The organism is Micromonospora sp. NPDC004336, from assembly GCF_053602615.1.
Map to the genome: position 1 here is coordinate 1 of NZ_JBSGDY010000017.1, position 26,671 is coordinate 26,671.

27 protein-coding genes are annotated in these 26,671 nt (G+C 73.6%); 16 read left to right on the top strand and 11 right to left on the bottom strand.

Annotation, left to right across the window (positions count from 1 at the left end; translation table 11 throughout):
- A partial coding sequence (locus tag ACWENR_RS06285; protein WP_452276053.1) for an MMPL family transporter occupies positions 1 to 2,083 on the bottom strand: 2,083 nt, incomplete at its 3' end.
- Between the two features lie 138 nt (positions 2,084 to 2,221).
- Between ACWENR_RS06285 and ACWENR_RS06290 the strand changes: the two genes are divergently transcribed.
- The 3 genes from ACWENR_RS06290 (at position 2,222) to ACWENR_RS06300 (ending at position 5,517) form a co-directional block, all read left to right on the top strand.
- The gene (locus ACWENR_RS06290; RefSeq protein WP_452275990.1) at positions 2,222 to 3,526 is read left to right on the top strand and encodes a sensor histidine kinase; all 1,305 of its coding nucleotides are present in this window, start codon (positions 2,222 to 2,224) and stop codon (positions 3,524 to 3,526) included.
- Entirely contained in the window at positions 3,478 to 4,122 is a 645-nt protein-coding gene (locus tag ACWENR_RS06295) for a LuxR C-terminal-related transcriptional regulator (protein WP_452275991.1), read from the top strand. The genes ACWENR_RS06290 and ACWENR_RS06295 overlap by 49 nt, the downstream gene beginning before the upstream one ends.
- Positions 4,123 to 4,335: 213 nt before the next feature.
- Positions 4,336 to 5,517, top strand: coding sequence for a peptidoglycan DD-metalloendopeptidase family protein (locus tag ACWENR_RS06300; RefSeq protein WP_452275992.1), 1,182 nt, complete (start codon positions 4,336 to 4,338; stop codon positions 5,515 to 5,517).
- A gap of 197 nt (positions 5,518 to 5,714) precedes the next feature.
- On the opposite strand, the gene ACWENR_RS06305 is transcribed toward ACWENR_RS06300, so the two are convergent.
- Both ACWENR_RS06305 and ACWENR_RS06310 read right to left on the bottom strand, forming a co-directional pair.
- Entirely contained in the window at positions 5,715 to 6,803 is a 1,089-nt protein-coding gene (locus tag ACWENR_RS06305) for a sensor histidine kinase (protein WP_452275993.1), read from the bottom strand.
- Positions 6,800 to 7,462 (bottom strand): response regulator transcription factor, encoded by a 663-nt coding sequence (locus ACWENR_RS06310; protein ID WP_452275994.1) that lies wholly within the window; start codon positions 7,460 to 7,462, stop codon positions 6,800 to 6,802. The genes ACWENR_RS06305 and ACWENR_RS06310 overlap by 4 nt, the downstream gene beginning before the upstream one ends.
- Before the next feature lie 117 nt (positions 7,463 to 7,579).
- Here ACWENR_RS06310 and ACWENR_RS06315 point away from each other — a divergent pair, with 117 nt between their 5' ends.
- On the top strand, positions 7,580 to 8,467 hold the full coding sequence (locus tag ACWENR_RS06315; RefSeq protein WP_452275995.1) for an ABC transporter ATP-binding protein: 888 nt from the start codon (positions 7,580 to 7,582) through the stop codon (positions 8,465 to 8,467).
- Positions 8,464 to 9,453 (top strand): transporter, encoded by a 990-nt coding sequence (locus ACWENR_RS06320; protein ID WP_452275996.1) that lies wholly within the window; start codon positions 8,464 to 8,466, stop codon positions 9,451 to 9,453. Before ACWENR_RS06315 ends, ACWENR_RS06320 begins: the two co-directional genes overlap by 4 nt.
- Positions 9,454 to 9,464: 11 nt before the next feature.
- On the opposite strand, the gene ACWENR_RS06325 is transcribed toward ACWENR_RS06320, so the two are convergent.
- Positions 9,465 to 10,610: a CapA family protein gene (locus ACWENR_RS06325; protein ID WP_452275997.1), complete on the bottom strand. Its 1,146-nt coding sequence runs from the start codon at positions 10,608 to 10,610 to the stop codon at positions 9,465 to 9,467.
- A 148-nt stretch (positions 10,611 to 10,758) separates the two neighbouring features.
- Here ACWENR_RS06325 and ACWENR_RS06330 point away from each other — a divergent pair, with 148 nt between their 5' ends.
- Positions 10,759 to 12,366, top strand: coding sequence for an amidohydrolase (locus tag ACWENR_RS06330; protein ID WP_452275998.1), 1,608 nt, complete (start codon positions 10,759 to 10,761; stop codon positions 12,364 to 12,366).
- 209 nt (positions 12,367 to 12,575) lie between these two features.
- Here the strand turns inward: ACWENR_RS06330 and ACWENR_RS06335 are convergent, their stop codons facing one another.
- The gene (locus ACWENR_RS06335; protein WP_452275999.1) at positions 12,576 to 12,989 is read right to left on the bottom strand and encodes an SgcJ/EcaC family oxidoreductase; all 414 of its coding nucleotides are present in this window, start codon (positions 12,987 to 12,989) and stop codon (positions 12,576 to 12,578) included.
- Positions 12,990 to 13,040: 51 nt separating this feature from the next.
- Positions 13,041 to 13,994, bottom strand: a complete 954-nt coding sequence (locus ACWENR_RS06340; RefSeq protein ID WP_452276000.1) for an alpha/beta fold hydrolase — start codon at positions 13,992 to 13,994, stop codon at positions 13,041 to 13,043.
- A gap of 222 nt (positions 13,995 to 14,216) precedes the next feature.
- Between ACWENR_RS06340 and ACWENR_RS06345 the strand changes: the two genes are divergently transcribed.
- The 6 genes from ACWENR_RS06345 to ACWENR_RS06370 all read left to right on the top strand — a co-directional run bounded on the left by ACWENR_RS06345 (position 14,217) and on the right by ACWENR_RS06370 (position 19,011).
- Positions 14,217 to 14,678: a MarR family winged helix-turn-helix transcriptional regulator gene (locus tag ACWENR_RS06345; RefSeq protein WP_452276001.1), complete on the top strand. Its 462-nt coding sequence runs from the start codon at positions 14,217 to 14,219 to the stop codon at positions 14,676 to 14,678.
- A gap of 181 nt (positions 14,679 to 14,859) precedes the next feature.
- Positions 14,860 to 16,008, top strand: a complete 1,149-nt coding sequence (locus ACWENR_RS06350) for a sensor histidine kinase (RefSeq protein ID WP_452276002.1) — start codon at positions 14,860 to 14,862, stop codon at positions 16,006 to 16,008.
- Positions 16,001 to 16,711: a response regulator transcription factor gene (locus tag ACWENR_RS06355; protein WP_452276003.1), complete on the top strand. Its 711-nt coding sequence runs from the start codon at positions 16,001 to 16,003 to the stop codon at positions 16,709 to 16,711. The genes ACWENR_RS06350 and ACWENR_RS06355 overlap by 8 nt, the downstream gene beginning before the upstream one ends.
- Positions 16,712 to 16,728: 17 nt before the next feature.
- Positions 16,729 to 17,505, top strand: coding sequence for an ABC transporter ATP-binding protein (locus ACWENR_RS06360; protein WP_452276004.1), 777 nt, complete (start codon positions 16,729 to 16,731; stop codon positions 17,503 to 17,505).
- Entirely contained in the window at positions 17,502 to 18,287 is a 786-nt protein-coding gene (locus ACWENR_RS06365; protein WP_452276005.1) for a hypothetical protein, read from the top strand. The genes ACWENR_RS06360 and ACWENR_RS06365 overlap by 4 nt, the downstream gene beginning before the upstream one ends.
- A gap of 13 nt (positions 18,288 to 18,300) precedes the next feature.
- A complete protein-coding gene (locus tag ACWENR_RS06370; RefSeq protein WP_452276006.1) occupies positions 18,301 to 19,011 on the top strand; it encodes a hypothetical protein in 711 nt (236 codons plus the stop codon).
- A 144-nt stretch (positions 19,012 to 19,155) separates the two neighbouring features.
- Here the strand turns inward: ACWENR_RS06370 and ACWENR_RS06375 are convergent, their stop codons facing one another.
- A complete protein-coding gene (locus tag ACWENR_RS06375; RefSeq protein WP_452276007.1) occupies positions 19,156 to 19,647 on the bottom strand; it encodes an SRPBCC family protein in 492 nt (163 codons plus the stop codon).
- Positions 19,648 to 19,860: 213 nt separating this feature from the next.
- Positions 19,861 to 20,505 carry a dihydrofolate reductase family protein gene (locus ACWENR_RS06380; RefSeq protein ID WP_452276008.1) on the bottom strand — a complete coding sequence of 215 codons (645 nt, stop codon included), beginning with the start codon at positions 20,503 to 20,505 and terminating at the stop codon, positions 19,861 to 19,863.
- Positions 20,506 to 20,975: 470 nt separating this feature from the next.
- Here ACWENR_RS06380 and ACWENR_RS06385 point away from each other — a divergent pair, with 470 nt between their 5' ends.
- Both ACWENR_RS06385 and ACWENR_RS06390 read left to right on the top strand, forming a co-directional pair.
- Positions 20,976 to 21,290, top strand: coding sequence for a PadR family transcriptional regulator (locus ACWENR_RS06385; protein ID WP_452276009.1), 315 nt, complete (start codon positions 20,976 to 20,978; stop codon positions 21,288 to 21,290).
- On the top strand, positions 21,290 to 22,195 hold the full coding sequence (locus ACWENR_RS06390) for a hypothetical protein (protein ID WP_452276010.1): 906 nt from the start codon (positions 21,290 to 21,292) through the stop codon (positions 22,193 to 22,195). Before ACWENR_RS06385 ends, ACWENR_RS06390 begins: the two co-directional genes overlap by 1 nt.
- A gap of 75 nt (positions 22,196 to 22,270) precedes the next feature.
- Here ACWENR_RS06390 and recD2 read toward each other — a convergent pair whose 3' ends face one another.
- The 3 genes from recD2 to ACWENR_RS06405 form a co-directional block, all read right to left on the bottom strand.
- The gene (gene recD2 / locus ACWENR_RS06395; protein WP_452276011.1) at positions 22,271 to 24,475 is read right to left on the bottom strand and encodes an SF1B family DNA helicase RecD2; all 2,205 of its coding nucleotides are present in this window, start codon (positions 24,473 to 24,475) and stop codon (positions 22,271 to 22,273) included.
- Between the two features lie 249 nt (positions 24,476 to 24,724).
- Positions 24,725 to 25,009 (bottom strand): DUF3817 domain-containing protein, encoded by a 285-nt coding sequence (locus tag ACWENR_RS06400; RefSeq protein ID WP_452276012.1) that lies wholly within the window; start codon positions 25,007 to 25,009, stop codon positions 24,725 to 24,727.
- Entirely contained in the window at positions 25,006 to 25,506 is a 501-nt protein-coding gene (locus ACWENR_RS06405) for a hypothetical protein (RefSeq protein ID WP_452276013.1), read from the bottom strand. The genes ACWENR_RS06400 and ACWENR_RS06405 overlap by 4 nt, the downstream gene beginning before the upstream one ends.
- An 82-nt stretch (positions 25,507 to 25,588) precedes the next feature.
- Here ACWENR_RS06405 and ACWENR_RS06410 point away from each other — a divergent pair, with 82 nt between their 5' ends.
- Positions 25,589 to 25,936 carry a helix-turn-helix transcriptional regulator gene (locus ACWENR_RS06410; protein ID WP_452276014.1) on the top strand — a complete coding sequence of 116 codons (348 nt, stop codon included), beginning with the start codon at positions 25,589 to 25,591 and terminating at the stop codon, positions 25,934 to 25,936.
- The gene (locus ACWENR_RS06415) at positions 25,933 to 26,664 is read left to right on the top strand and encodes a permease prefix domain 1-containing protein (protein ID WP_452276015.1); all 732 of its coding nucleotides are present in this window, start codon (positions 25,933 to 25,935) and stop codon (positions 26,662 to 26,664) included. The genes ACWENR_RS06410 and ACWENR_RS06415 overlap by 4 nt, the downstream gene beginning before the upstream one ends.
- Positions 26,665 to 26,671: the final 7 nt, after the last annotated feature.

The window sequence follows — 26,671 nt, forward strand, 5'->3', positions numbered from 1 at the left end:
CCCGGACCGGCGCCGCCCGCCGCGACAGGACGCCCGGCCACCAGGTGCGGCGGCCGATCTCCAGCGCCAGGGCCGGGACGAGCAGGCTGCGCACCAGGAACGTGTCCAGCAGGACGCCGACCCCGACGATGACGGCCGACTGCACCGACGGCACCAGCGGCAGCACGGCGAGCGCGCCGAAGGTGGCCGCCAGCACCACGCCCGCGCTGGTGATGACGCCGCCGGTCACGGTCAGCGCGTGCAGCACGCCCCGCCGGTGCCCGAGCCGCGCCGCCTCCTCCCTGGCCCGGGTGGCCAGGAAGATCGTGTAGTCCACGCCGAGGGCGACCAGGAACAGGAACGTCTGCAGCGGGATGCCGACGTACAGCCTGGGGTAGCCCATCGCGTCGAGGATCAGCCCGGCCGCGCCCATCGCCGCCACGTAGGACAGCACCACGCTCGCCAGCAGCAGCAGCGGGGCGACCAGGGCCCGCAGCAGCAGCACCAGCACGGCGAAGACCACCGCCAGGATGAGCGGGACGACGACCCGGTTGTCCCGGCCGACGGTGCGCTCCTCGTCGAGCAGGTACGCGCTGTCGCCGCCGACGAGCGCCTGCGCGCCGGGTACGGCGTGCACGGCGGCGCGGAGCCGGTCGACGGTGTCCAGGGCGGCGTCGCTGTCCGGCGTGTCGGCGAGGACGGCGGCCACCCGGACCCATCGGCCGTCGGGGGAGCGCTGCGGCTCGCCGACCTCGGCGACTCCGGGCACCGTACGGGCGGCGGTCACCACCTGGTCGGCCGTGCCGGCGGCGGCCAGGATCTCGGCGGGCGCCACCGTCCCGCTCGGGTAGTGCGCGGCGATCATCCGCTGGCCCGTGACCGAGCCGACCTCGGTGGTGAACGACTGCTCCCCGGGCATGCCGATGCTGAGGTTGCCGATGCCGAAGGTGAGGGCGACCAGCGCCGCGGCGGTTCCCACCCAGACCGCGCGAGGGCGGCGGCCGACGACGCCGGCGACGCGGCGCCACAGCCCGTGCCCCGCGGTGTCGTCGTCGCCGACCGCGTCGGGGCTGTGCCGGGGGACGAACGGCCAGAACAGCCAGCGCCCGAAGACGACCAGCACGGCGGGCAGCAGCGTGGTCATGGCGAGGAACGCCGCGGCGATGCCGACCGCGCCGACCGGGCCCAGGCCCCGGGTGGCCGGCAGGTCGGCGGCGAGCAGGCACAGCAGGCCGACCGCCACGGTCGCCGCCGAGGCGCAGATCGCGCCGATCGAGCGCCGCAGCGCCACGGCCATCGCGGCGTGCCGGTCGGCGTGCCGACGCAGCTCCTCCCGGTACCGGGCGATGAGCAGCAGGGCGTAGTCGACGCCGACGCCGAAGACCAGCACCGTGAGGATGCTCTGGCTCTGGAAGTCGACGGCCAGGCCGCCGTGCTCGGCCAGCAGGTAGACGACCGCGCTGGCGAGCTGGCTGGCCAGCGCGACCGTGACGAGCGGGATCAGCCACAGGATCGGGCTGCGGTAGGTGACGAGCAGCAGCAGCGCGACGGTGCCCGCGGTCGCCAGCAGCAGGGCGACGTCCATTCCGGCGAACGCGTCGAAGACGTCCTCCGTGGCGGCGGCCTCGCCGGTCAGGGCGGTGCGCAGCCCGCCGGGCGCGCCGGCGGCGAGGAGGTCCCTGATGTCGGCCACCGCCTCGGCCCGTCGCGCGTCGTCGCCGGCGACCGGGAAGGACAGCAGCACCGCCCTGCCGTCCTCGCTCGGCACCGGCGGCGGCACCTGGCCGCCGTCGGCGAAGGCGGCGTACGCGGCGCGGTCGGCGTCGACCTTCGCGCGGTCGGCGTCGGTGAGCCCGCTGTCGCGTACGTAGACGGCGACCGCGAGCGCGGCCTGGGAGTCGGGGAAGGCGGCCTCCGCCCGCTGCACGGCGCGGCTGGACTCGACGCCGGCGGGCAACGCGCCGAGGGTGTCGTTGTCCTGCACCTCGGTCAGCCTGACCGCCAGCGGCCCGGCCACCGCGACGAGGACGAGCCAGAAGACGAGCATCGCGTACTTGGTGCGCCGGCCGGACGGTAGGCCGGCCAGTCGTTGCCGCCGGGACATGTGGCGGCTCTCCTGCCTGGTTGTGGTCACGCCTCGATCCTTCGGCGAGCGGGGGCTGGGGGCAGGGGTGTCAGGTCCCGAACGCGGGTGGTGCCAGCACCACCGATTCCGGCCGGGCCGGTGCCGCAGAATGGGCGCGTGGACAGCTCCCTACGCGCGTTCGTCCGGCGGTCGGTCCGGCCCGGCGCGGTGGCCGCCGCGCAGGGCCTGGCCGTGTCCCTGCTCTGCCTGACGACCAACGCGGCGCTGTTCGCGCTGTCGGTGGTGTCGCTCGCCCTGATCCCCGCCCTCGGCATCGGGTTCGCGCTGTTTCCCGCGGTTACCGTGCTGGTGCGGTGGTCGGTGGGGCTGCAACGCCGGCTGGCCGGGTGGGGCGGCACGCCGATCACGACGCCGTACCCGCCGCTGCCCGAGGACGCCCGGCTCGGCACGTGGCGGCGGTTCCGCTGGGTGGTGGGTGATCCGGCGACGTGGCGGGACCTCGCCTGGCTGGTGCCGGGCGGGGTGACCGGCGCGGCGTGCCTGCTGGCGTTCGTGCTGCCGGTCTACGGGCTGGAGGGCGTCCTGCTGGTGCCGGTGGCGCTGTTCCTCACCCTCGACTGGTACGGCTACGGCGTGTTCTGGCCGATGGACAACCTCGCGCAGGCGGTGCTGTCCGTACCCCAGGGGTGGTTGTTCCTCTACGCCGGCCTGGTGGTCGCGCCGTGGCTGGTGTGGCTGCACTTCCGCTTCGCCGGCTTCTTCCTGGCCCCGACCCGCGCGCAGGAGCTGGCGCTGCGGGTCCGCCAGCTCACCACCACCCGCGCCGACACCGTCGACACCCAGGCCGCGGAGCTGCGGCGCATCGAGCGCGACCTGCACGACGGGGCGCAGGCCCGCCTCGTCGCGCTGCGGATGAGCATCGGTCTGGCCGAGAAGCTGTTGGCCGACGACCCGGCCGCGGCCCAGCGGCTGCTGACCGAGGCGCAGGAGGCGAGCGGGCAGGCCCTGGTGGAGCTGCGCGACCTGGTTCGCGGCATCTACCCGCCGGTGCTGGCCGAGCGTGGCCTGGACGGCGCCGTGCGGGCGCTCGCCCTGGCCGTGCCGCTGCCCGTGGACCTCGACGTGGAGCTGCCCGGCAGCCCACCGGCGGCGGTCGAGTCCGCGGCCTACTTCGCGGTGGCCGAGGCGCTGGCGAACGTCACCAAGCACAGCGGCGCCGCGCGGGCGTGGATCCGCCTGGCCTACGGCGACGGCGCGTTGACGATGGTGGTCGGCGACGACGGCCGGGGCGGCGCGACGCCCGGTTCGGGGACCGGCCTGTCGGGCGTGCGCCGCCGTCTGGCAGCCTTCGATGGCACGATCACCGTGACCAGTCCGCCGGGCGGACCGACCGTCGTGACCATGGAGCTGCCGTGCGAGTTGTCATCGCGGAGGATCTCGCCCTCCTCCGGGACGGGCTGACGCGCATCCTCGACGCGTTCGGCTGCCAGGTGGTCGAGGCCGTCGCCGACGGGCCGTCGGTGCTGCCGGCGCTGGTCCGGCACCGTCCGGACGTCGCGGTCGTCGACGTGCGGCTGCCGCCGACCTTCACCGACGAGGGGCTCCAGGCGGCGTTGCAGGCCCGCACCCGGCTGCCGGGCCTGCCGATCCTGGTGCTGTCCCAGCACGTCGAGCAGTTGTACGCCCGGGAGCTGCTCGCGGACCGGGGTGGGGGAGTGGGCTACCTGTTGAAGGACCGGGTGTCCAACGTCGACCAGTTCGTCGACGCGGTGCGCCGGGTGGCCGCCGGCGGCATGGTGATGGACCCCGAGGTCGTCTCGCAGCTGCTCGCCCGCAACGCGGCGGCGCAGCCGTTGCGGGAGCTGACGGCCCGGGAGCGCGAGGTGCTGGGTCTGATGGCGGAGGGCCGGTCGAACGCGGCGATCGCCGGGCGGCTGTTCGTCACCGAGAAGGCGGTCAGCAAGCACATCAACAGCATCTTCAGCAAGCTGGGCATGCCGCCGTCGGAGGACGACAACCGTCGGGTGCTCGCGGTCCTCGCCTACCTGCACGGCTGAGCGGGCCGCCGCCGGCCGGATCCGTCGGCGCGGGCGGCGGGCCGGCGGCGCGGGCGGGGGGCAGTGACGCGGGCGGGGGCTGACGGCGCGGGCGGCGGGCCGGCGGCCGAAACATATCTTCATTGCCGCGGTGCCAACATGTAGACAATATTCCGCGTTCTGTCTATCGTCGGCAGCACTCAACGATGTCTCTCGATGGAAAAGAGGTCGTCAATGGTGCGGATCAGACGATGGGCCGGCATCGCCACGGCTCTGTTGGCGGCGGAGCTCGTGGTCGCGGGCACCGCCGCGCACGCCGCCCCGGCGGCACCGGACGCGGCACGCGCGAGCGTCGAGGAGGCGGTCACCGCCAAGCTGCTCGGCCAGGCCCGGACCAGCGGCGAGGCGCACGCCGACGAGTCGGACACCCGGGTCACCGTCACCCGCAAGGGCGGCCGGTGGGCCTTCGGCACCGCCGTCACCGTCACCTCCCACGACAAGGACGTCCACCCGACCGGCGCGATCTTCATCGCCCGCGCCGAGGCCGACGGGTGGCGGGTGGGCTTCGACGGCGAGGCGGAGTTCGGCGCGCTGGCCGCCGAGTCGCCCCTGGTCGGCAAGCAGGAGCGGGAGGTGCTCACCCGCACCCCCGGCACGATGTACGCCGGCGGCGACTACCGCACCGGCATGGCCCTGCCGTTCGCCGTCGGCCAGACGTGGACGCTCACCAGCGGCCCGCACGGCTGGGGCGGCAGCGAGTCGCCGTACAGCTCCATCGACCTCGCCGGCGGCGACGAGGTGGTCCGTGCGGCCCGGGGCGGCACGGCCTACACGATGTGCACGGGCTGGATCCGGGTCATCCACGATCGCGGCTACTCGACCGACTACTACCACCTGTGGAGCAGCATCTCGGTCAACGGCGCCGCCGTCGGCCAGGGCGCCTACCTCGGTTACACCGGCACCGACGTGACCTGCGGCGGGGCGGCGTACGGCCGGCACGTCCACTTCGGCCTGCGGCAGAACAGCGCCTACGTGCCCATCGCCGGCCACGGCATCGGCAAGTGGGTGTTCGAGAACGGCGCCGCCGCCTACCAGGGCGGCGCGCGGCACGGCTCGACCTGGCGGGGCGCCGGCGGCGCGGTCTACAACTACGGCGTGCTGGGCTTCAACCAGGCGGTCGTCGACGCCAACGGCGGCGGCACCCTGACCAGACGCTCCGGCCCCGGCACCGGCTACGCCGCGCTGGGCTCGGTGAGCGACGGCGCCACGGTGACGGTCTCCTGCTCCGCCAACGGCACCAGCCACGCCGGGCGGTACGGCACCACCGCGCTGTGGAACCGGCTCAGCGACGGCAGCTGGGTCTCCGACGCCTACCTGTGGACCGGCGTGAACGGCCCCGTCAACGGCTGGTGCTGACCGGCGCCGACCGTGCCCCGGCCCCGCGCCGCCACCGACGACCCGCCTGACCTGCGCACGGTCCCGGGGCCGTCGGCCCCGGCCGCGGTACGACCCCCGCCTGTCGCGGTCCACCGGATCGCGCCGGCGGGGGTGCCGGCGGGCTCGTGGTCGCCCCACCCCGGCTGCCGCCGTCGCGACTGGTGCCGGCGGCTCGGTCAGCCGGGGAAGGCGATCTCGATGTCGAGACCGCCGGCGGCCCGGGCCCTGGCGTCGACACTCGCCCCGTGCGCCTCGGCGATCGCACGGACGATGGCCAGTCCGAGCCCGTGCCCGTGCCCGTCGGGATGCGTGGTCCGGCGGTTGCCGACCTGCCGGAACGGCTCGAACAGCGCGTCGACCTCGCCCGGCGGCACCACCGGACCGGAGTTGCTGATCCGGATGGCGCCGCCGGTCGCGGTGGCCGTGGTGCTGATCTCCACCCAGCCGCCCGGCGCGTTGTGTCGCACGGCGTTGTCGACCAGGTTGACGACCAGACGCTCGACCAGGTCGGGGTCGCCGGTCACCGGTGCCCGCTGGAGGCCGGTGCGCATCCGGACGCCTCGCCGGTCGGCGTCCTCGCGGCGGGCGGCGACCACCTCGGCGACGGTGCGGGCGACGTCGAGCGGGGTGTGCGACTGGAGGCCCCGTTCACCGTGTGCCAGGGTGAGCAGCGCCTCGATGAGGCGTTCCTGTCGGTCGTTGAGCGCGAGGACCTCGTGGCACGCCGACCGTAGTGTCTCGGCGGTGGCATCGGGGTCGGCGAGCGCCACCTGGAGCACCGTCCGCTCGGCGGTGAGCGGGGTACGCAGTTCGTGGGAGGCGTTGGCGACGAAGTGCCGCTGCGACTCGAACGTGGCCTGCAACCGCCGGAACAGGTCGTCGAGCGTCTCGGCCAGGTCGGTGAACTCGTCGTGCAGACCGGTACGGCCGAGCCGGCGGTGCAGGTCGCTGGCGGAGATTTCCCTGGCGGTGGCGGTGATGGTGCGCAGCGGGCGCAGGAACCGGCCGGCGACGAACCAGCCGAGCAGCAGGGAGACCACCACCAGGCCGGCCACGGCCCATGCCGAGGTGGTGAGCTGCCGGTCCAGGTGACCGCCGTCGCCGGACAAGCCGGTGGGGGCCTCGACCGGGCCTGCCGGGACGGCCTGCTTGTCGCCCAGCAGCGACATCGCGAGCAGCGCGACGCCGGAGACCAGGAAGGGCACGGCGTAGAGCAGCGTGAGTTGGACGTGCAGGCTGCGCCGGGGGATCCGGATGCGCGTCACGGCTCGCCGACCCGGTAGCCGCCCTCGCGCACCGTCTGGATGATCGGGGGGTCGCCCAGCTTGGACCGCAGCCGGCGGACGGTGGACTTGACCGCCGTGGTGAAGGGGTCCGCCGCCTCGTCCCAGACCCGTTCGAGCAGATCCTCCGCCGACACGAGGCGACCGTGCGCGGCGAGCAGGCATTCCAGGACGGCGAACTCCTTCGGGCTGAGGTCCAGCCGGCGTCCTCCGCGGGTCACGACCCGGCGCCCGGGGTCCAGCGTGAGCTCCCCGTACTCCAGGATCGGTGGCACCGCCGTGCCCGGCCGCCGGCCGAGCGCCCGCACCCGCGCGACCAGCTCGGCGAAGTCGAAGGGCTTGGGCAGGTAGTCGTCGGCGCCGAGACCCAGGCCGTCGACCCGCTGTCGCACCGACGAGGCCGCGGTCAGCATCAGCACCCGGGTCGCCGGGTGCCCGGCCACGATGTGCCGGCACACCTCGTCGCCCGGCACGCCCGGCAGGTCGCGGTCGAGCACCACCACCGCGTAGCGGTTCACGGCCAGGCGTTCGAGGGCCGCGTCGCCGTCGAGCACCACGTCGACCGCCATGCCCTCGCGGCGCAACCCGATCCCCACCGTACGGGCCAGCACCTCGAAATCCTCGACCACGAGCACGCGCATGGTTCCACCATGCCACCGGGCGGGTGTCAGAACGGTGTCAGCCGGAGGCACCGTCGTGACACCGGCGTCCCCGTAGAACGGAACCCGCAAAGCGTCGACAGGACGGAAGGGTTACGGATGGACATCGTCGTCGAGACCGACCAGCTCGGGAAGAGGTACGGCGGAGCGTGGGCGCTGCGGGACTGCTCGCTGCGCCTTCCGGCCGGGAGGGTGGCCGCCTTGGTCGGCCCCAACGGAGCGGGCAAGAGCACCCTGTTGCACCTGGTGGTCGGTCTGCTGCGGCCGGACGCCGGCGCCGTGCGGGTGTTCGGCCGGACGCCGTACGACGACGTCGCCGTCCTGTCGGGGGTCGGCTTCGTGGCCCAGGACACCCCGCTGTACCGGGACTTCACGGCGGCTGAGCTGTTCACGATGGGCGCCAGGCTGAACCGGCGCTTCGACACGGCCCTGGCGGAACGCCGGCTGGCGCAGATCGGCATTCCGCGCGACAAGCCGGTCGGCAAGCTGTCCGGCGGTCAGCGGGCCCAGGTCGCCCTCGCGCTGGCGATGGCCAAGCGCCCACGGCTGCTGCTGCTCGACGAGCCGGTCGCCAGCATCGACCCGCTGGCCCGGCGCGAGTTCCTCCAGGCGCTGACGGGCATCGTCGCCGAGACGGGCACGACGGTGCTGCTGTCCTCGCACATCCTGGCGGACCTCGAACGCACCTGCGACCACCTCATCGTGCTGCACGCCTCGCAGGCGAGGCTCGCCGGCGACGTCGGCGCCCTGCTCGCGGAGCACCGGCGGTTGGTCGGCCCCCGGGACGGCGGCCCGCTGCCCGCCGGGGTCTCCCAGGTCGTACGGGCCGAGCACACCGACGGGCAGTCCACGCTGCTGGTCCGCGTGAAGGAACCGCTGCGGGGCCCGGGGTGGCGGGCGCACGACGTGACACTGGAGGACCTCATCCTCGCCTACCTCGGCGACGGCGACTCCCGGCCGCGTACCGCGTGGGAGGTGCCGGCATGATCTGGCTCGCCTGGCGTCAGCACCGCAAGCAGGCACTGTTCACCGCGATCGGCCTCGCGCTCCTCGCCGCGTTGCTGGTCCCCACCGGTCTGGCCATGCGGGGCACCTTCGCCGACCTGGGCCTGGACGACTGCGTCCGCGCCCTCGGCACCGCCTCGACGGTCCCCGCCGACGCCGACACCTGCGGCAGGGCGTCGCAGCAGTTCAACAGCCGGTACGGCGTGCTGACCACGATCGGCGTGCTCTTCCTCGTCCTGCCGTTGCTGGTCGGGCTGTTCTGGGGCGCGCCGCTGGTCGCCCGCGAGATCGAGCAGGGCACCCACCGCATGGTCTGGACCCAGGGCGTCAGCCGGGGACGCTGGGCGCTGGTCAAGTTCGGGCTCGCCGGCGCCGTCGCGCTCGTCGCCTCGGTGGTCTACGGACTGGGCGTCTCGTGGTGGCTGACCCCGATCAGCCGGGCCGGGCAGCACGGCCGCTTCAACACCTTCTTCTTCGACATGCAGGGGACGGTCCCGATCGGCTACACGATCTTCGCGGTCGCGCTCGGCGTCTTCGCGGGCACCGTCTGGCCGAAGGTGCTGCCGGCGATGTCCGCCACCCTCGTCGGGTTCCTCGGGCTGCGCGTCGCCCTGACGACGCTCGCCCGGCCGCGTTTCCTGCCCGCCCGCGTCCTGACCCTTGCGGTCAAGGACGCGACCGAGCAGACGAATCCGGCCGCCGGCGACTGGGTCCTGTCCTACGGCATCCGCGACGCCTCCGGCCGGATGGTCGCGTCCAACGCGCAGATCGCCTGCGCGCCCGACGCCACGGGGCCGGGAGCCGCGTGCGGCGCCGACCTCGGCATCCCCTCGGGCGCCTACAACTGGCAGCTCTACCAACCAGGAAGCCGGTTCTGGCTGTTCCAGGGCATCGAGACCGGCATCTTCGTCGCCCTCGCCGCCCTACTGCTCTACCTCGCCGTCCGCCGCGTCCGTCGCGTCGCGTGACCGACGAGCGCTCACTGCGGCATCCGCAGCCCGGTGGAGAAGGCGCCCCGCAGGTCGACGTACCCGTTGATCCGCCTGACGATCGCGGCGTAGTGCGCGCGGCGGGCGGCGGGCAGCCGCGGGTCGCTCAGCGCGGCGGTCAGGTCGACCACGCGCGCCATCGGCCGGTACTCCATCCAGGTGGGCAGGACGCTCACGCCGGTGACCTCCCACCTGCCGGGCGCGGTGCGGGTGAAGGTGAACTCGGGCAGGACGGCGTCCTGCGTCTTCTCGGGGGAGCCGTCGCCGAACCGGGCGGTCAGGTTTCCCATGCCGTAGGCGACCCACTTGGCGCCGATCTTCTCGAAGGGCTGCACCACGTGCACGTGGTGGCCGACGATCAGGTCCACATCGGGCGAGGCCAGCAGCCGGTGCGCCAGGTCGACCTGGTCGGCGTTCGGCTCGTGCTGGTATTCCGTACCCCAGTGCATCGACAGGATGACGATCTCCGCGCCGGCGTCGCGTGCCCGCCGTGCCTCGGCGAGGATGGCGTCCTCGTCGATCAGGTTGGCCGCCCACGGCCTCCGCGCGGGCAGTGGGATGTCGTTGAAGCTCAGGGTGTACGAGAGCTGACCGACCTTGACGCCGCCCACGTCCAGGATGGTGGGGCGGCGGGCCTCGGCCTCGGTGCGGGCCGTGCCCGTGTGTCGCAGGCCCACCCGGTCGAGGTTGTCGAGGGTGCGGGCGATGCCCTCCACCCCGCTGTCCAATGAGTGGTTGGAGGCCGTCGAACAGGTGTCGAAGCCGGCCCAGGCGGCGGCGTCGGCCAGCTCGGGCGGCACGCTGAAGTTCGGCCAGCCGGTGAACGGTCCGGTGGGCTCGGCCAGCGGGGTCTCCATGTGACAGATGGCCAGGTCGGCGGCGCTCACCCGGGCGCGGACCGCGGCGAGCACCTGGGTGAAGTCGTGGCCGTCGCGTCCGCTCCGGCGGGCGTCGGCGGCGGCCTGCTCGCTGAGCGCGGGGTGCACGAGCAGGTCACCGGCCGCCACCACGGTGAGGGTGGTCCGGGGGCCGGGGGTGACGGCGGACGGGCTGGGCGGCTGCGCGGTCGACTTCGGCTCCGGTGCGTCGCAACCGGACGCCAGGGCGGCGACCAGGAGCACGATCGCAGCGGACATTCTTCTCATATCAGCAGATGATGCCGCTGCGCCGACCGCGGCGCGGGGGAAACATCGAACATCGGGCGGGGGCATGGCCGGGGCCCGCCGTCGCGCACCGAACCACCTACCATGGGTGCCCCCGTCCAGCCGTCGAAGAGGCGACCCCATGACCGGTACGGTTTTCGAGAACGCCCGCATCCACACGCTCGACCCCGCGCGTCCCCTGGCCGAGGCCATGCTGGTGCGCGGCGAGCGGCTCGTCGCCGTCGGTAGCCTCGACGAGTGCCGCGACCGCGCCGGCGGCGGGGCGCGCCGGGTCGACCTCGGCGGGATGACGGTGCTGCCGGGCCTGATCGACAGCCACATCCACTCGGCGTCCTACGTGCGCGGCCTGGAGCAGGTGGACCTGCGCGGCACGACCAGCCTCGACGAGGCGCTGGCGCGGATCGCCCGGCACGCCGCCACCCTGCCGCCCGACGCCTGGCTCTTCGGCGGACGCTGGGATAGCCACAAGTGGGACCGTCCGGTGCAGCCGACCCGGGCCGACCTGGACCGCGTCTGCCCGGACCGGCCCGCCGTGCTGCCCAGCGTCGACGGGCACACCACGTGGGTCAACACCGCCGCCCTCCGGCGGCTCGGCATCGACGCCGGCACCCCCGATCCGATCGGCGGGCAGATCGTCCGCGACGAGCGCGGCGAGCCGACCGGGATCCTGCGGGAGGCGGCCGGTGACGCGGCCGCCGACGTCATGCGCACCTCGCTCGCCGGCGACCTGGTCGCGCAGTTGCGTACCCACCTGCCCCGGCTGCTCGCCGTCGGCCTCACCAGCATCCACGACATCGACGGGCAGGACTGCCGAGCCGCCTACGAGACCCTGTACGCCCGGGGCGAGCTGCCGCTGCGAGTGCACAAGTCGATCCCGTCTACCGCGCTGGACGAGGCCATCGACGAGGGCTGGGCGACCGGCGACGGGGACCGCTGGCTGCGTACCGGCCCGGTGAAGATCTTCACCGACGGGGCGCTCGGCTCGCACACCTGCCTGATGACCGAGCCGTACGACGGCGAGCCGGACAACCACGGCATCGCGGTCACGCCGGCGGAGGAGTTCGAGCGGCTGGTGGCGAAGGCGGCCGGGGCCGGCATCGCCGTCGCGGCGCACGCCATCGGCGACGCGGCCAACCAGATGGTGCTGGCGGCGTACGCCCGGTGGCAGGAGCGGGCGCGCACCGACCCGGCCGGCGCGGCGACGGTACGGCGGCTGCGGCACCGGATCGAACACACCCAGCACCTGCGGCCGGCGGACGTGCCGCTGCTCGCCAGGCTGGGGGTGATCGCCTCGATGCAGCCGACCCACTGCACCAGCGACATCCCCCTGACCACCAGCATGCTCGCCGGCCGTGACCTGGCCTCGTACGCCTGGCGCAGCCTGCTCGACGCCGGCGCGACGGTGGCGTTCGGCTCGGACGCCCCGGTGGAGGACCCGGACCCGTTCCACGGCATCCACGCGGCGGTCACCCGACAGCAGCCCGACGGCACCCCGCCCGGCGGCGTGGACCCGCACGAGCGGCTCGACCTCGACGCGGCGCTGCACGGCTTCACCGTCGCCGGGGCCTACGCGTCCTACGAGGAGCACCTGAAGGGGCGGCTGCGCCCGGGGATGCTCGCCGACTTCGTCGCGCTGCCCGCCGACCCGTACCAGGTCGAGCCGGCTGGCCTGCGCGACCTCACGGTGGCGCTCACGGTGGTCGGCGGGGTCGTCCGCTGGCAGCGGTGACCGCGCGGGCGGCCGGTGTACGGGTCAGCCGGACGGCGCCCGGCCCGGGCTGCCCGACGGCTCGCCGACCGGAACGCCCCGCGACCAGCGGCATCGCTGAGCACGGGGCGTTCCGGTCTGTCAGGTCAGACCCGGCTCCGTCCAGCCTTCGGCGACGGGCGGGGCGGGCGACCGGCGATCGCCAGCTCGGGCGACCCCGTCTTCGTCGGTCAGACCAGTACGTTGGTGTTCTGCATGGCGCTGATCCACCATGCTCCATCCATCTTGATCGTCACGACCGTGCCGTGGTTGCTGAAGCTCCTGCCGGGAGTTGTCGTGTCCTGCTTCACGTGTACGACGGCGACCTCGTGGCTCAACCGGCTCACGCTGAGCACGGAGAACCGGGTGGACCAGTCACTGACGGCACCGGCGAGCCGGCCGGTGTGGTACTCGTAGAGTTCGGTCCATCCCCGCAACACCGTGCCGTCGGGCACGATCAGGACGGCGTCGGCGGTGAACCGGCCGTCGAGGATCGACGCGTCCTTGCGGTTGAACCCGTCCTGGAGCTCGGCGATGAGCTCCTCGAGCTGCTTGACGTCGGCCTCGTCGGCGGGAACGGGGTAGGCGTGGGGGCGGTCGGACATCTCTGCTCCAGTTTTGCGTTCGGCGGGCACTCCCTCGGAGTGCCCGTGTTGTCACAGGGACTCGAGGAAGGAGACGAGCGCTCGATTGACCTCTGCGGGGCGTTCCTGCTGGGTCCAGTGGCCGCAGCCGGGCAGCACGATCGCCTTGCGCAGGTTTGGCACCACTGTCGAGGTGCCGGCGATCAGTTCCTTGCCGCCCGGCAGCGTCGAGGCGGTGTCCCTGTCGCCGGTGACGTAGAGGGCCGGTGGCAGCACCGCGGCGTCGTGCCAGGGCGCGGTGAGCGCCCAGTTCCGGTCCAGGTTGCGGAACCAGTTCAGGGCACCGGTGAAGCCGGTGCGTTCGAACTCCGCGGCGTAGAAGGCGAGATCCTCTTCGGACAGCCAGGCGGGTAGCTGTTCGGGTTCCCGCCAGGTGTCCAGCAGCCCGCCGCCTTCCGGGACGACCGGATTCCACGGATGGCCCTCGCCGGAAGCGCCGTAGAGCGCCCGGCGGATCGTCGTGCGTGGATCCCGCTGGAGTTCCTGGTCGGCGACTCCCGGCTGCTGCAGATAGGCGACGTAGAAGTTGTCGCCCGCACTCTCGCGAATGGTGGCGAGCGGAGGGGTGGCCGGCCGCGGCCCTTGCGGTGCCCCCAACCCGACCACACCGCGGATGCGGTCTGGCCGCATCAACGCGCTGTGCCAGGCGACCCCCGCGCCCCAGTCGTGGCCGGCGACGACGGCCTGCTCCTCGCCGAGTGCGTCGATCAGGCCGATGAGGTCGCCGACGGTGTGGAGGATCGTGTAGTCCTCGACCGCGCTCGGACGGTCTGTCAGGCCGTATCCCCGCTGGTCGGGGGCGACGGCGTGATAGCCGGCGTCGGCCAGGGCGACCAGTTGGCGACGCCAGGAGTACCAGGACTCCGGAAAGCCGTGGAGCAGGACCACCAGCGGTCCCGAACCTGCTTCGGCGATGTGCATCCGGATACCGCCGGCCTGCACGTGACGGTGCGTCACGTCGGTCATCGCCGCACCTCCCGCAGCGGGGCGAGGGCGTCGGCCCACGCGACGACCTGGTCGAGCATGCGCTGTAGGACCGCGATTGGGGTCATGCCGTAACTCCTTCCAGCGGCGACGTGGCGCGGCATGCCGGTACGGGCGCTGCCACGCCGACCCTCCGTTTTCGTTGGAGTCCCAACGATAATCGCAGACTCGTTGGATGTCCAACGAATCTGTTAGGCTGGTCGGGTGCCCGAAGCCCTGCCGAGCCAGGAAGCCCTTCCGCCAGAGCGGCTGCGAGGGTTGACGTCCTGGCTGCTGCACCACGCCAGCTCGCACGCGAACCGACTGGTCGCCGCGCATGCCGGCCGGCCGGGCTTCCGGCTGCGGTACGCCCTCCTCGCCGGGCTCGACCAGTACGGATCGCTCAGCCAGGCCGAACTCTGCCGGCGGCTGGGAGTCGACCGCGGCGACGCCGTGTCGGCGCTCAACGGAATGGAGCGCGACGGGCTGGCCCGGCGGCTGCCCGATCCGGCGGACGCGCGCCGCAACGTCGTCGAGATAACCCCGGCGGGCTGCGAGGTGTTGTTCGAACTCGACGCCGTGGTCACCGCGGCGCAGAGCGAACTGCTGCAGGGGCTGACAGAGGAGGAGCGCAGCCAGCTCAACGTCCTGCTGCACAAGCTGATCGAGCCGCCCGAGCCGCGGTGACCCGCAGCCCTGAGTTCCGCCAACTCACCTGACGCGGTCCGACGAAGCGGGACCAGGCCGTGCGGGCCAGCCCGCCGAGCACCGCGGGGAGGGCCGGGAGGGACCGACCGGCCTGCCGCCGATGAACGACCGCCGCGTCGGCGGTGCCGGCCGGCCGACGGCCGGTGGGTAGTGTGCGGACATGACCCGGCCGCGTCAGGTCCTGTCGACGTCGGTGCCCTCGGTCGGCCTGGACCTCGGTGCCGCGCTGCTCTGCGTTCTGGTCTTCTGGCTGCCGCTGACCGACCGCGCCGACTGGTCCCGCCCCGTGCACGCCTGCGCCGTCGTCCTGTTGGTCGTGGGGATGCTGCTCCGGTCGCGCTGGCCCCTCGTGGCGTTCTGCATCGTCACCGGTGTGACTCTCGTCGGCGCGGTGTCGGGCCTGACCCACGACCCGTTCGTGGCCGCCGCCTGGACCCTGTTTCCGGTAGCGGTCTCGCGGGGCAGCGTCAGGCTGCTCCCCGCCGTCTCGGTGGCGATCGCGGCGGTGGTCGTCCTGGTGGCTGTCGGCGGGCCGGCCGGGGCCGAGGAGGTCGTCCGGTACGTGCTGATGAGTCTGTTGGTGCTGGCCGGGACGTGGGCGCTGGGCAGCGCGATCAGGCGGCAACGCCGGGAGGCCGAGCACGCGTTGCGGGCCGAGCGGGACCACGCGGTCACGGCGGAGCGGCTTCGGATCGCTCGGGAGGTGCACGACATCGTGTCGCACTCGCTGGGCACGATCTCGGTCGTCTCCGGGGTCGCGCGTCAGGTCGGCGGCGACGACGCCGGACGGCTCAGGGCGAAGCTCGCGCAGATCGAGACGACCAGCCGCGAGGCGCTGGACGAGCTGCGGGCGGCGTTGACGGCGGTCCGCGACCCCGGTGACGGCGCGGCGCGCTTCCCGCAGCCGGGCATCGACGACCTGCCGGGGCTCGTCGAACGCGTCGAGCGGGCCGGGATAGCGTTGACCCTGACGGTGAACGGCTGCGAGCGGGTTCCGCCCGGTGTCGGGCTGGCCGTCTACCGGATCGCGCAGGAGGGGCTGACCAACGTGACCCGGCACGCGCCCGGCGCCAGTTGCCAGGTGACGGTCGTCGGAGGCGACACCGACGTGCGGGTCGAGATCGTGGACAGCGGCCCGGCTGGCGGGTCGGTGCCCCACGGCGTGAGCACCGCACCCGGCTTCGGGCTCGTCGGCCTGCGGGAGCGGGTTCGGCTCATGGGCGGCGCGCTCGCCGCCGGGCGCCGGGCCGGGGGCGGGTTCGCCCTGCATGCGGTCGTCCCGCTGCGGCACGAGGTGAGCGGTGGCTGAGCGGATCGGCGTGCTGATCGCCGAGGACCAGGACCTGGTACGGGCGTCGTTGCGGGAACTGCTCGAGAGCGATCCGGCGATCGTGGTGGCGGGTGAGGCGCGCGACGGCCGGGAGGCGGTCGCCGCGGCAGACCGGGTCCGGCCCGACGTGGTGTTGATGGACATCCGCATGCCGGTGATGGACGGACTGACCGCCACGGAGTTGATCTGTCAGCGACGGCCGGCGACGCGGGTCCTCATCCTGACGACGTTCGACCTCGACGAGTACGTCTACGCGGCCCTGCGCCTCGGCGCCTCCGGTTTCCTGCTCAAGAACGCCGCGCCGGCGGAGACCCTGCGCGCCGTCCACGTGGTGCACGCCGGCAACGCGATGCTCGCGCCGGAGGTGACCCGCCGGCTGATCGCCGACGTCTCCGCCCGCTCCGGCCACCGACAACCCGACCTGGCCCGATTCGACGTCCTCACCGACCGGGAACGCGATGTCGTGGCGGCGATCCTGCGCGGCATGTCCAACGAGGAGATCGCCGCGGAGCTGTTCCTCAGCCGGGCCACGGTCAAGACGTACCTGAGCCGCCTGTTCCTCAAGCTCGGTGTGCGGGACCGCACGCAGCTGGTCATCCTCGGCTACGAGTGCGGGCTCGTCGACCACCTCCGTCAGCCGGACGGCTCACCGGTCGCGCAGCTCGGACGGCGTCGTCGGTAGGTGTCAACCTTTGGCCGATGACCCGTTCCGGGCCCGGCCGGATGCTGTACGGCGTGATCGACGTAGTGAACCTGACGAAACGTCATGGCCGGAAGACCGTCGTCGACGACCTGAGCTTCACCGCGGCTCGTGGCCGGGTCACCGGGTTTCTCGGCCCGAACGGCGCCGGGAAGTCCTCGACCCTGCGCGTCCTGCTCGGCCTTGACTCGGCCGACGCCGGCTCGGCGCTCATCGCGGGCGTGCCCTACCGGACGCTGCGCCAGCCGCTGCGTACCGTCGGATCCCTGCTCGACGGCACCGGCGCGCACCCGTCCCGGACCGCCCACGCCCACCTGCGCTGGGTCGCACGGAGCAACGGCATCCGCATCAGCCGCGTCGACGAGGTGTTGGAGATCGTCGGGCTCAGCGACGCCGCCGGCAGCCGCGTCGGGAGGTACTCGCTCGGCATGGGGCGGCGCCTGAGTCTGGCGACGGCGTTGCTCGGCGACCCTGAGCTGCTGATCCTCGACGAACCGGTCAACGGCCTCGACCCGGGCGGCATCCGCTGGATCCGCCGGTTCCTCACGGAGTTCGCCGCCACAGGACGCACCGTGCTGCTCTCCAGCCACCTCATGGCCGAGATGGCCGACATCGCCGACGACCTCGTCGTGATCAGCGGCGGACGGGTCGTCAGCCAGGGGCCGCTCGACGCGGTGACCGCCGGGTACGCCTCCCTGGAGGAGGCGTTCTTCGCCCTCACCGATCCCAGCGGCGGGCGGTCCGTCGACCGCCCGGGCAACGGGGGTTGGTCGTGACCGGCATCGTCATCGCCGAGTTCAGGAAGCTGCTCGGGCTGCCGGCGACGTTCGTCGCGATCGCCGTCAGCGTGCTCGGTACGCTCGGGCTCGCGGCCCTCTCGGCCACCTCGATGCGTGCCGCGCTGGACCGTGGGGACACCGCGCGGTTCACCGAGGGGAGCACGGTCGACGTGGGGCTCGACCTGCTGCCGGTGGGAGCCGTGGGCGCGATCGTGCTGGGCGTCGTCGTCATCAGCAGCGAGTACAGGTCCAACCCCGTGGACGCAGGCGGCGGCCGGCAGATATCCACCACCCTGACATGTACGCCTCGGCGGGTGGCCGTGCTCGTCGCGAAGGTCATCGTGGTGACGGTGACGACCGGGGTGCTGGCGAGCGTCACCGTGCCCGCGGCGGTCCTCGTCTCCCACACGCTGCTCGGGGAGCACGGGCGCCCACTGGGTGACCTCGTCGACAGCATCGGGTGGCGGATCTTCGGGGCCGTCGTCTACCTGGTGCTCACCGCGCTGCTCGCGTGCGCCCTCACCGTCCTCACCCGAAGCGGCATCGTTCCCCTGGCCGTCCTCATCGCCAACACCGCCTTCGTCTCCGTCTCGCTGCTGCTGACCCGCGTCACGGGGTGGGCCAGGTACCTGCCCGATGTCGCGGGGACGCAGATGGTCCACCCGGACTATCCGGCGGAGGACATGCTCGGTCCCGTCGCCGGGGGTCTCGTCATGGCCGCCTGGACCGTCGTGATGCTGGTCGTCGCGGCTGTCGTGTTCGCTCGGCGCGACGCCTGAACGGAGGACAGGAATGGCTTCCGGGTTCAGGAACGTCGCGGCCGCCGAGCTGATCAAACTGCGCACCCTTCCGGCCGTCGCCGGCACCGTCGGCGCAACCGTCCTCGGCGTGCCGGGACTGGCCCTCGTCCTCGACGCGGCCACACCCGAGCCGCCCGGGAACCCCGCCGCCTCCGCCACCGACGTGGCGATCCAGGCCATCGGGTACGGACAGGTCGGGCTGATCCTGCTCGGCGTGCTCGCGGCGGCGACGGAGTACAGCGGGCGTCAGATCCACACCACCGTGCGCAGCGTGCCCGACCGGCCGCTGCTGGCGGCGGGAAAGGTCGTCGCGCATGTCGCCGTCGCCGCGGCGACGGCCGTCCTCGCCGTCGTCGCCCTGGCCTTCCTCGGTGGACGGGGAGCGCCCGCCGGCCCGTTGGCCGGGGCGGCGGCGTACCTGCTGTTGATCAGCATGCTCGCCTATGCCGTCGCCCTGTTGACCCGGGACGCCGTAACCGCGCTGGCGATCATGCTTGGTTTCGTCTACGTCGCCTCGCCCCTGCTGGCCCGGGTCACCACGGTGGCCGGATACCTGCCGGACCGGGCCGGCAGACAGATGTACCAGACCGCGCCCCTCCCCGACGTCACGTTGACGGCAGGACAGGGGGGAGCACTGATGGCGCTCTGGGTCGCGTTCACCCTTGCCCTGGCGACGACGGCTTTCGTCCGGCGTGACGCCTGAACACCGGAGGTGGGACCGAAGCTCCACGGTCCGCCGCCCCGCACGCTCGCCGCGGCCACCGCCGGTGCGGGGATCCACGCCGGAGCCGCCTGCGCGGTGCACGGGTGGATCGAGGCGAACGGCGGTCCCCGGTCCTGCCGGGCCTCAGCCGCCGGACCTGTTGTCGTCCACGGCCCTGGCGAATCGATCGAGGACGCCGGCCCAGCCGCCGTCGCCGCCGACCGCGTCGTGCATCGCCTGGCCGCCGGCGAGCCGGTCGAGGTGGCGGTGTTCGAGCTCGACCACCGTCTGGTCGGGCCCCGCCGGGGTGAACCGCACCTCGATCTCGCTGGCGCGCCCCGGGTCCGGGTCGTACCGCCACTCGCCGTTGATCTGCCAGGTCAGCACCAGCCGGTGCGGGGGCTCCCAGGCGAGCACCCGCCCCCAGTCGCACTCGCTGCCGTCGGTGCCGCGCTCGTACCATCGGCCGCCCTCGCCCTGCTCCAGCACCGCACCGGCGTAGTCGGCCCGGCCGATGTGGTATTCGGCCGGCCACCAGCTGTCGATGGAGTCGGTGAAGACGCGGAAGGCCCGTTCGACGGGCGCGGCGACGGTGATCGTCCGGCGGATCGGGGGGATCGCGGGTGTGGCGTTCATCCGGAGCTCCTGTCGGTTTCGGGTTCGGTGGGGGCCGCCTCGGCGGCCTGCTGGAAGGCGGTGAGCGACTCGTTCCAGAGCCGGTCCAGGTATGCCCGCACGGCGGCCAGTCCGGCCGGGTCGAGCCGGTAGACCCGACGGGTGCCGGCGGCCTGGTCGACGACCAGGCCGCCGGCCTTGAGCGCCCGCAGGGGTCGCCGGGCGGGGGCGGCTTCAGTCGTCGCGTCCGGCGCCGCGATCGGGTGCGCTCATGTCGCCCGTCCCGGGCGTGCCGTCGGCGAGCCGGTAACGCAGGTACACGGTGCCCTTCGGGCCGGCCGCCGGCGGTTCGAGCAGGCTGAGGCTCGTGGGCACCGCGCCACCGTCGAACACCTTCTTCCCGACGCCGAGCACGATCGGATGCACCCAGAGGTCGAGCCGGTCGAAGAGCTTCTCGCGCAGGAGGGTCTGCACCAGATTCAGGCTCCCGACCACCTTGATGTGCTCGTGCCGGTCGCGGATCTCGCGTACGGCGCCGGCCAGGTCCGGGCCGAGCTGCGTGGACCCGGCCCACGAGAGGTCGGGGCGACCACGCGACGCCACGTACTTCGGGACGCTGTTGAAGAGCGTGGCGATCTCGTTGTCCTGGCCGCCCTCCTGGTGCGGCCAGTAGGCGGCGAAGATGTCGTAGGTCCGCCGGCCGAGGAGGAGGGCGTCCGTGCCCTCGTACGCGGCGCCGACCTGGGCCCCGGCGACCTCGTCGAGCAGGGGCGCCTGCCAGCCGCCGAACGGGAACCCCGCCGGGTCCTCGTCGGGGCTGCCGGGCGACTGCCCGACGAGGTCGAGGGTCGCGAAGAGTTCGATGTGGATCAGGCCCATGCCTAGCTCCCGATGGGTTGGTCGTCTCGGTCGGAAGGTGGACCTGTGGGCGCCGGCGAACTCATCGCCGCAACCCGGCTTGACGCCTGTGCACCGGCTCGCCCGGCGCGCCGGTCACCACTCCGTCCCGCGGTCAGCGGCACGTGCCGACCGGCCCGGAGGCGTGGTAGGCCCTGCTCACGCCGCCCGGCCGGGGCGCCGCACCGGCACTGCGTCACCCAGGGTAGGTCACGGACCGTGCCCGAGCTGGGAGGTGCCGCGGCGTCGACGCTGTTCGTGGCTCGGATCAGTCCGGCGCCGCCGTGGCGGGTGACCGGGGGTGAGCCGGTCCGGGCGGACGCCCCGCTGCGCGTACGTGATCGAGGGGCGTGGTGCCGTACCCGGAGGGAACGCACTTGTCACCGTTGCATCGCACCGCGATACTACGCAGTACGATGTAACGCGGTGGACGACAGGAAGGGCGGTGGCAGGTGAGCGGTCTCGCCGAACTCGGCAGGTTCTCCGAGCCGGCTGTGCTGATCATGGTCAGTCTCGCGGAAGGACCGAAGCACGGCTACGCCATGCAGGACGACATCGCCGGCCTCACCGGCGACCGACCCGGGCCGGGCACCCTCTACGGGGCGATCCGACGGCTCGAGGAGCGGCGCTACATCGAAGCTTTGCCGGAACGGGATCGGCGCAAGCCGTACCAGCTCACCGATGCCGGCCGCGCCGCGCTCCGCCTGGAGTTGCGGCGGATGGAGTCGGTGAGCAGGGCGGGCCTGCGCCGGCTGGCGGTGGCGTGATGTCTCCCTGGCTCATCCGCCGCGTGCTGGCCCTCTACCCTCGGGCGATCCGGGAGCGCTACGGCCCGGAACTCGCCGACCTGCTGGCCCGGTCCCCCCGACCCGGCCGTGACCTGGTCGACGTGGCGTGGTGCGCGTTGTCCGACCGGGTGGCCGGCGGGCCGCGGGCGCTGACCAGCGCCCGGACCCGTCACCACCTGGCCACCCTGGCCAAGCTGGTCTGCGCTCCGCTCGGCTTCGGTTTCGCCCTCCTGCTGCTGATGGCGGGGGCGGGCCAGGTGCTCAACCTGCTCGGATCGACCGACATCGACGTCGTCGCCGTGACCCCGGTCGTGTTCGCGGCCATGGTCGTCCCGGTCGGGCTGCTGGCGCTGTGGCGCGGGCGGGCGGTCGCCCGGACGGGGCGGATCGCGGCGGCCGGTCTGGTCGTGCCGGTCGCGCTGACGGTGGGCCTGCTCGGGGTGGCGAGCGTGCCCGGGCTGGGCCAGTCCCTCGGCGAGACCCTCCAGTCCTCGGTCCTGGCCACGCTCTGCTGGTGCGTCGGGGTGTTGGCCGTGGGTCGGCTGGCCGCCGCGCTCGGCGCACGAGGGCGGCCGGTGCTCGGGCGGCTGACCTCGATGGTCGGCGCCCTCGTCGTGCTGCAGGCCAGCACCATCGCGTACGTGCTCACCGCGATCCCCGCCCCGATAGCGCCACGCCAGGACGCGCTGTGGTGGTATCCCTCGGTCGTCTCGGGTTACGACCCTGGCCTCGTCGACGCCGGCGTCGGTCAGCTGTCCGATGCGCTCAAGGGCCTGCCCGCCGTCCTGACCGTCTGCACCGTTTTCGCGCTGAGCGCGATGGCGACCGCCGCCGACCGGCGGGAGCCGGCCGCCGAGGTCGGGGTGCCGGTCGGGGACGCATAGCGGCGGATCACAACCGGACTGCCTCCCGCCGCCGCGCCGGCCGACCGGAACGAGCGACGCCGGGTGGATCCGCGTTCAGGCGAGGCGGTGGTCGAGGGCGGTGTGGCGGCGTCCGGCGCCGACGGTGCGTACGGCGGCGGCGAGGGCGCGGCGGGAGCCGACGAGGACGACGAGCTTCTTGGCGCGGGTGACGGCGGTGTAGAGCAGGTTGCGTTGCAGCATCATCCAGGCGCTGGTGGTGAGCGGGATGACCACCGCGGGGTACTCGGAGCCCTGCGAGCGGTGGATCGTCATGGCGTACGCGTGGGCCAGCTCGTCGAGCTCGTCGTAGTCGTAGTCGATGTTCTCGTCCTCGTCGGTGCGTACGGTCAGGGTCTGCTCCTCCGGGGTCAGGGCGGTGACGATGCCGACGGTGCCGTTGAAGACGCCGGCCTGGCCCTTGTCGTAATTGTTGCGGATCTGGGTGACCTTGTCGCCGATGCGGAACACCCGGCCGCCGACGCGGCGCTCGGGTTGCCCGTCGCGGGCGGGGGTGAGGCGCTGTTGCAGCAGCGTGTTCAGGGCCGCGGCGCCGGCGGGCCCGCGGTGCATGGGGGTGAGCACCTGCACGTCGCGGCGGGGGTCGAGGCCGAAGCGGGCGGGGATGCGGGCGCAGGCGACGTCGACGGTCAGGGCGGCGGTGGCCTCGGTGTCGTCGCACGCGAACAGGAAGAAGTCGTCGAGGCCCTGGAGCAGGGGCGGCTTGCCGGCGTTGATGCGGTGGGCGTTGGTCACGACCCCCGACTCCGCGGCCTGGCGGAAGATCTGCGTCAGCCGGACGCGGGGGATGGCGGGGGCGGCGAGCAGGTCCCGCAGGACCTCCCCGGCGCCGACGGAGGGAAGCTGGTCGACGTCGCCGACGAGCAGCAGGTGCGCGCCGGGCGGTACGGCCTTGACGAGCTTGTTGGCCAGGACGAGGTCCAGCATGGAGGCCTCGTCGACGACGAGCAGGTCGACGTCGAGGGGGTTGTCCCGGTCGTGGCTGGCCTCCCCGCCGGGGCGGAGCTGCAGCAGCCGGTGCACGGTGGCGGCGGGGTGCCCGGTCAGCTCGGAGAGCCGCTTGGCGGCGCGGCCGGTCGGCGCGACGAGGGTGACCTTGGCCTTCTTGGCGGCGGCGAGTTCGACGACGGAGCGGACGGTGAAGCTCTTGCCGCAGCCCGGCCCGCCGGTGAGCACGGCGACCTTGGCGGTGAGGGCGAGCCGGACGGCCTCGACCTGCTCGGGGGCGAGGTCGGTGCCGGTGCGGGCCTTCAACCAGGCCAGTGCCCGGTCCCAGTCGACGGCGGCGAAGTGGGGCAGCCGGTCGGCGCGGTCGTTCAGCAGCCGCAGCAGCGAGCCGGCCAGGGACCGCTCGGCGCGGTGGAACGGCACCAGGTACACCGCCGTCGTCGCCTCGCCGTCCGGCCCGGGCAGCGTCTCGCGGATGACGCCCTCCTCGGCCACCAGTTCGTCGAGGCAGGTGGTGACGAGGTCGCCGGGCACGTCGAGGATCTTGGTGGCGTCGGCGACCAGTCGGGCGTCGGGCAGGTAGCAGTGGCCGTCGTCGGTGGCCTCGGAGAGGGTGTACTGCAGGCCGGCCTTGACCCGCTGCGGGCTGTCGTGCGGGATGCCGACGGACTGGGCGATGGTGTCGGCGGTCTTGAAGCCGATGCCCCACACGTCGGCGGCCAGCCGGTACGGCTCGTTGCGCACCACGGTGATGGAGGCGTCGCCGTACTGCTTGAAGATGCGCACGGCCAGCGAGGTGGACACGCCGACGCCCTGGAGGAAGACCATCACCTCCTTGATGGCCTTCTGCTCCGCCCAGGCGGCGGTGATCTTCGCGGTGCGTTTCGGCCCGAGGCCGGGCACCTCGACCAGGCGGGCGGGCTCGGTCTCGATGACGTCCAGGGTGTCGAGGCCGAAGTGGGCGACGATCCGCTCGGCGAACACCGGGCCGATGCCCTTGACCAGCCCCGAGCCGAGGTAGCGCCGGATGCCCTGGATGGTGGCGGGCAGCACGGTGGTGTAGGAGTGGACCTCGAACTGCCGGCCGTACTGCGGGTGTGAGGACCATCGGCCGGTCAGCCGCAGGCTCTCCCCGGGCTGGGCGCCGAGCAGCGCCCCGACGACGGTGAGCAGGTCGCCGCCGCGGTCGGTGGAGACCCGGGCAACGGTGTAGCCGGTCTCCTCGTTGACGTAGGTCAGCCGTTCGAGTACCGCGTCGAGCACGGCCGACGGCGGGGGAGTGGGGGCGGGCACCCGCCCATCCTGCCGGTGGCCGTCGCGGCGTCGCCATCAGCCCGGCCGGTGGCCGCCGTGGCGCCGACGTTCGGCCGGCGGCGTTCCGTCCCGCCCCGCGAGTGGCCCGGCGCGCGAGTGGCCCGGCGCGACGGGAGGCGGCGCGGCTGCGCACCTTGGAGGCGGGCACCGGTCTGGGGCGGGTGCGCGGTCGTGGACCCCGCCACCGTGCTCGACCTGGCCGGCACGCCGGGCGCCCGAAGACCCACCTCATCCGGCTTCGGTCCCGCCGCCGGCCGGGGCGGGGGCGCGCGCGATCCGGCGCAGCGCGAGCAGGCCGCCGACGCCGGGGACGACGGCGAGCCAGCGGGCGGCGGGGGTGGCGGTGGCCGTCAGCCAGGTGCAGGCGATGACGGCGAGGTAGCAGGCGCCGTGGACGGGTCCGCCCAGGGCGGTGACCGCCGGGGCGTGCGCGGTGGCCAGGTTGGCCAGCAGGACCGCCAGGGAGGCGGCCTCGGCCTCGGCCACGATCCGCAGGGTACGCACGGCGGTCACACCCCCGTCGTGGAGCCGGGCCGGACGATCATCAGGACGACCACGATCGCCCACAGCAGGTTGAAGATCCCGGTGGTCATGGCGAGTCGGCTCGCCGCCGCCCGGGTTCCGCCGCCGACGGCCGTGGCCGTGGCCTCGGCCGGGGCCAGCAGGCGTCGCTGGCCGGGGAGGATGACCAGCGCCAGCAGGGCGGCGGCGATCGCGGTCAGGGCGATCGAGGTGACGAGCCAGGCGTCGGTCAGGACGCCGAGTCGCGCGCCGGTGGCGAGCCCGAAGGCGGGGACGACCACGCCGACGACGGTGTAGGCGCGGCAGGTGCGGTGCAGGAAGGCGGCGACCTGGGGCGCGTGCCCGCCCGGGGCAGCGGCGTCGCCCTTTCCGTCGGAGCCGACGCGTCGGGCACCGGCGTAGCGGGGGAAGAGTGAGGCGGCCACGGCGATCGGTCCGATCGCGAGGATCGCCGCCAGGACGTGCACCGACAGCAGCAGCTTGGTCACTCGTGCTCCTTCGCGTTGGCTACCTACATATTGGCTCCCAATGGATAGCACACCTACATGATGTCCGGTAGGCTGCCTACCGATGAAGGAGGACGCCGTCCGCGGGCACCTGGACGCGCTGCTGCTCGCCGCGTTGGAGCAGGGGCCGCTGCACGGCTACGCGATAATCGCGGCCGTGCGCGAACGCAGCGGCGGGGCGCTGGAGTTGCGCACCGGCACGATGTATCCGGCCCTCAACCGGCTCGAACGGCTCGGCCTGCTGCGCAGCGACTGGCAGTCCGTCGGCGAGCGCCGCCGCCGCTGCTACGAGCTGACCGACTCGGGCCGGCGGGCCCTGGTGGACAAGCGCACGGCCTGGCGCGAGCTCACCTCCGCGATCGGCGCCGTCCTGGATCCGTCGCCGTCGCCGTCGCCGAGGCCGGCCACGTGACGGCCCCCGACCGCCGCGCCGGGCGAGCCGGTGCGGGTGCGCGGCCTGCACCGCCTTGGCACGATCCGATCGAGGAGCATCTCGCCGGCCTGGCGGCCGTCCTGCACGGTCCGGCCCGGGCCAAGACCCGGATGCTGACCGAGGCGCGCGACGGCCTCACCGACGCCGCCGCGGCGCTGGCCTGCGACGCCGCCCTCGACGAATCGGCCGCCAGGCGTGCGGCGGTACGCGACTTCGGCAGCATCGAGGAGGTCGCCCCCGCCTTCCAGCAGGAGCTCACCGTCGCCCAGGCCCGCCACACGGCCCGCGTCGTCCTGCTCGCCGTGCCCTTCCTGATGGCCTGCTGGCACCTGGTGGCGGTCGTCGGCCAGGGCCAGCGCCGGCAACTGTCCGACCTCGCGCAGACCCTGGCCGCCCATCTGGGTGGCGTGGCGGCCGCCGCCGCCCTACTGGCCGCGACGTCGCTGGCCGCCACCGGCGTCCTGGCCCGCCGGCTGCCCACCCCGCACCAACTGCCGCTGATGGTGGCCTGGGCCGGCACCATCGCCACCGTCGCGCTGGTGACCAGCGCCCTCACCCTCGCCGTCGCGGCGGCGCTGGCCGGCAACTGGGCGCTCGGCGCGCTCGTCGGTGCGCTCACCGTCGCCCTGCACGCCAGGATCGCCGCCGCCGCCCGCGCCTGCCGCGAGTGCGCCCGCGCCCCGGTCGTGGCGCCCGTCGACGGATAGCCGGCGG

Coding starts and splice junctions, on each gene's coding strand:
- ACWENR_RS06300 (WP_452275992.1), top strand. CDS start 4,336: ATGGTGCGGATCAGACGATGGGCCGGCATCGCCACGGCTCTGTTGGCG.
- ACWENR_RS06310 (WP_452275994.1), bottom strand. CDS start 7,462: ATGCGCGTGCTCGTGGTCGAGGATTTCGAGGTGCTGGCCCGTACGGTG.
- ACWENR_RS06315 (WP_452275995.1), top strand. CDS start 7,580: ATGGACATCGTCGTCGAGACCGACCAGCTCGGGAAGAGGTACGGCGGA.
- ACWENR_RS06320 (WP_452275996.1), top strand. CDS start 8,464: ATGATCTGGCTCGCCTGGCGTCAGCACCGCAAGCAGGCACTGTTCACC.
- ACWENR_RS06325 (WP_452275997.1), bottom strand. CDS start 10,610: ATGTCCGCTGCGATCGTGCTCCTGGTCGCCGCCCTGGCGTCCGGTTGC.
- ACWENR_RS06330 (WP_452275998.1), top strand. CDS start 10,759: ATGACCGGTACGGTTTTCGAGAACGCCCGCATCCACACGCTCGACCCC.
- ACWENR_RS06335 (WP_452275999.1), bottom strand. CDS start 12,989: ATGTCCGACCGCCCCCACGCCTACCCCGTTCCCGCCGACGAGGCCGAC.
- ACWENR_RS06340 (WP_452276000.1), bottom strand. CDS start 13,994: ATGACCGACGTGACGCACCGTCACGTGCAGGCCGGCGGTATCCGGATG.
- ACWENR_RS06350 (WP_452276002.1), top strand. CDS start 14,860: ATGACCCGGCCGCGTCAGGTCCTGTCGACGTCGGTGCCCTCGGTCGGC.
- ACWENR_RS06360 (WP_452276004.1), top strand. CDS start 16,729: ATGACCCGTTCCGGGCCCGGCCGGATGCTGTACGGCGTGATCGACGTA.
- ACWENR_RS06370 (WP_452276006.1), top strand. CDS start 18,301: ATGGCTTCCGGGTTCAGGAACGTCGCGGCCGCCGAGCTGATCAAACTG.
- ACWENR_RS06375 (WP_452276007.1), bottom strand. CDS start 19,647: ATGAACGCCACACCCGCGATCCCCCCGATCCGCCGGACGATCACCGTC.
- ACWENR_RS06380 (WP_452276008.1), bottom strand. CDS start 20,505: ATGGGCCTGATCCACATCGAACTCTTCGCGACCCTCGACCTCGTCGGG.
- ACWENR_RS06390 (WP_452276010.1), top strand. CDS start 21,290: ATGTCTCCCTGGCTCATCCGCCGCGTGCTGGCCCTCTACCCTCGGGCG.
- ACWENR_RS06410 (WP_452276014.1), top strand. CDS start 25,589: ATGAAGGAGGACGCCGTCCGCGGGCACCTGGACGCGCTGCTGCTCGCC.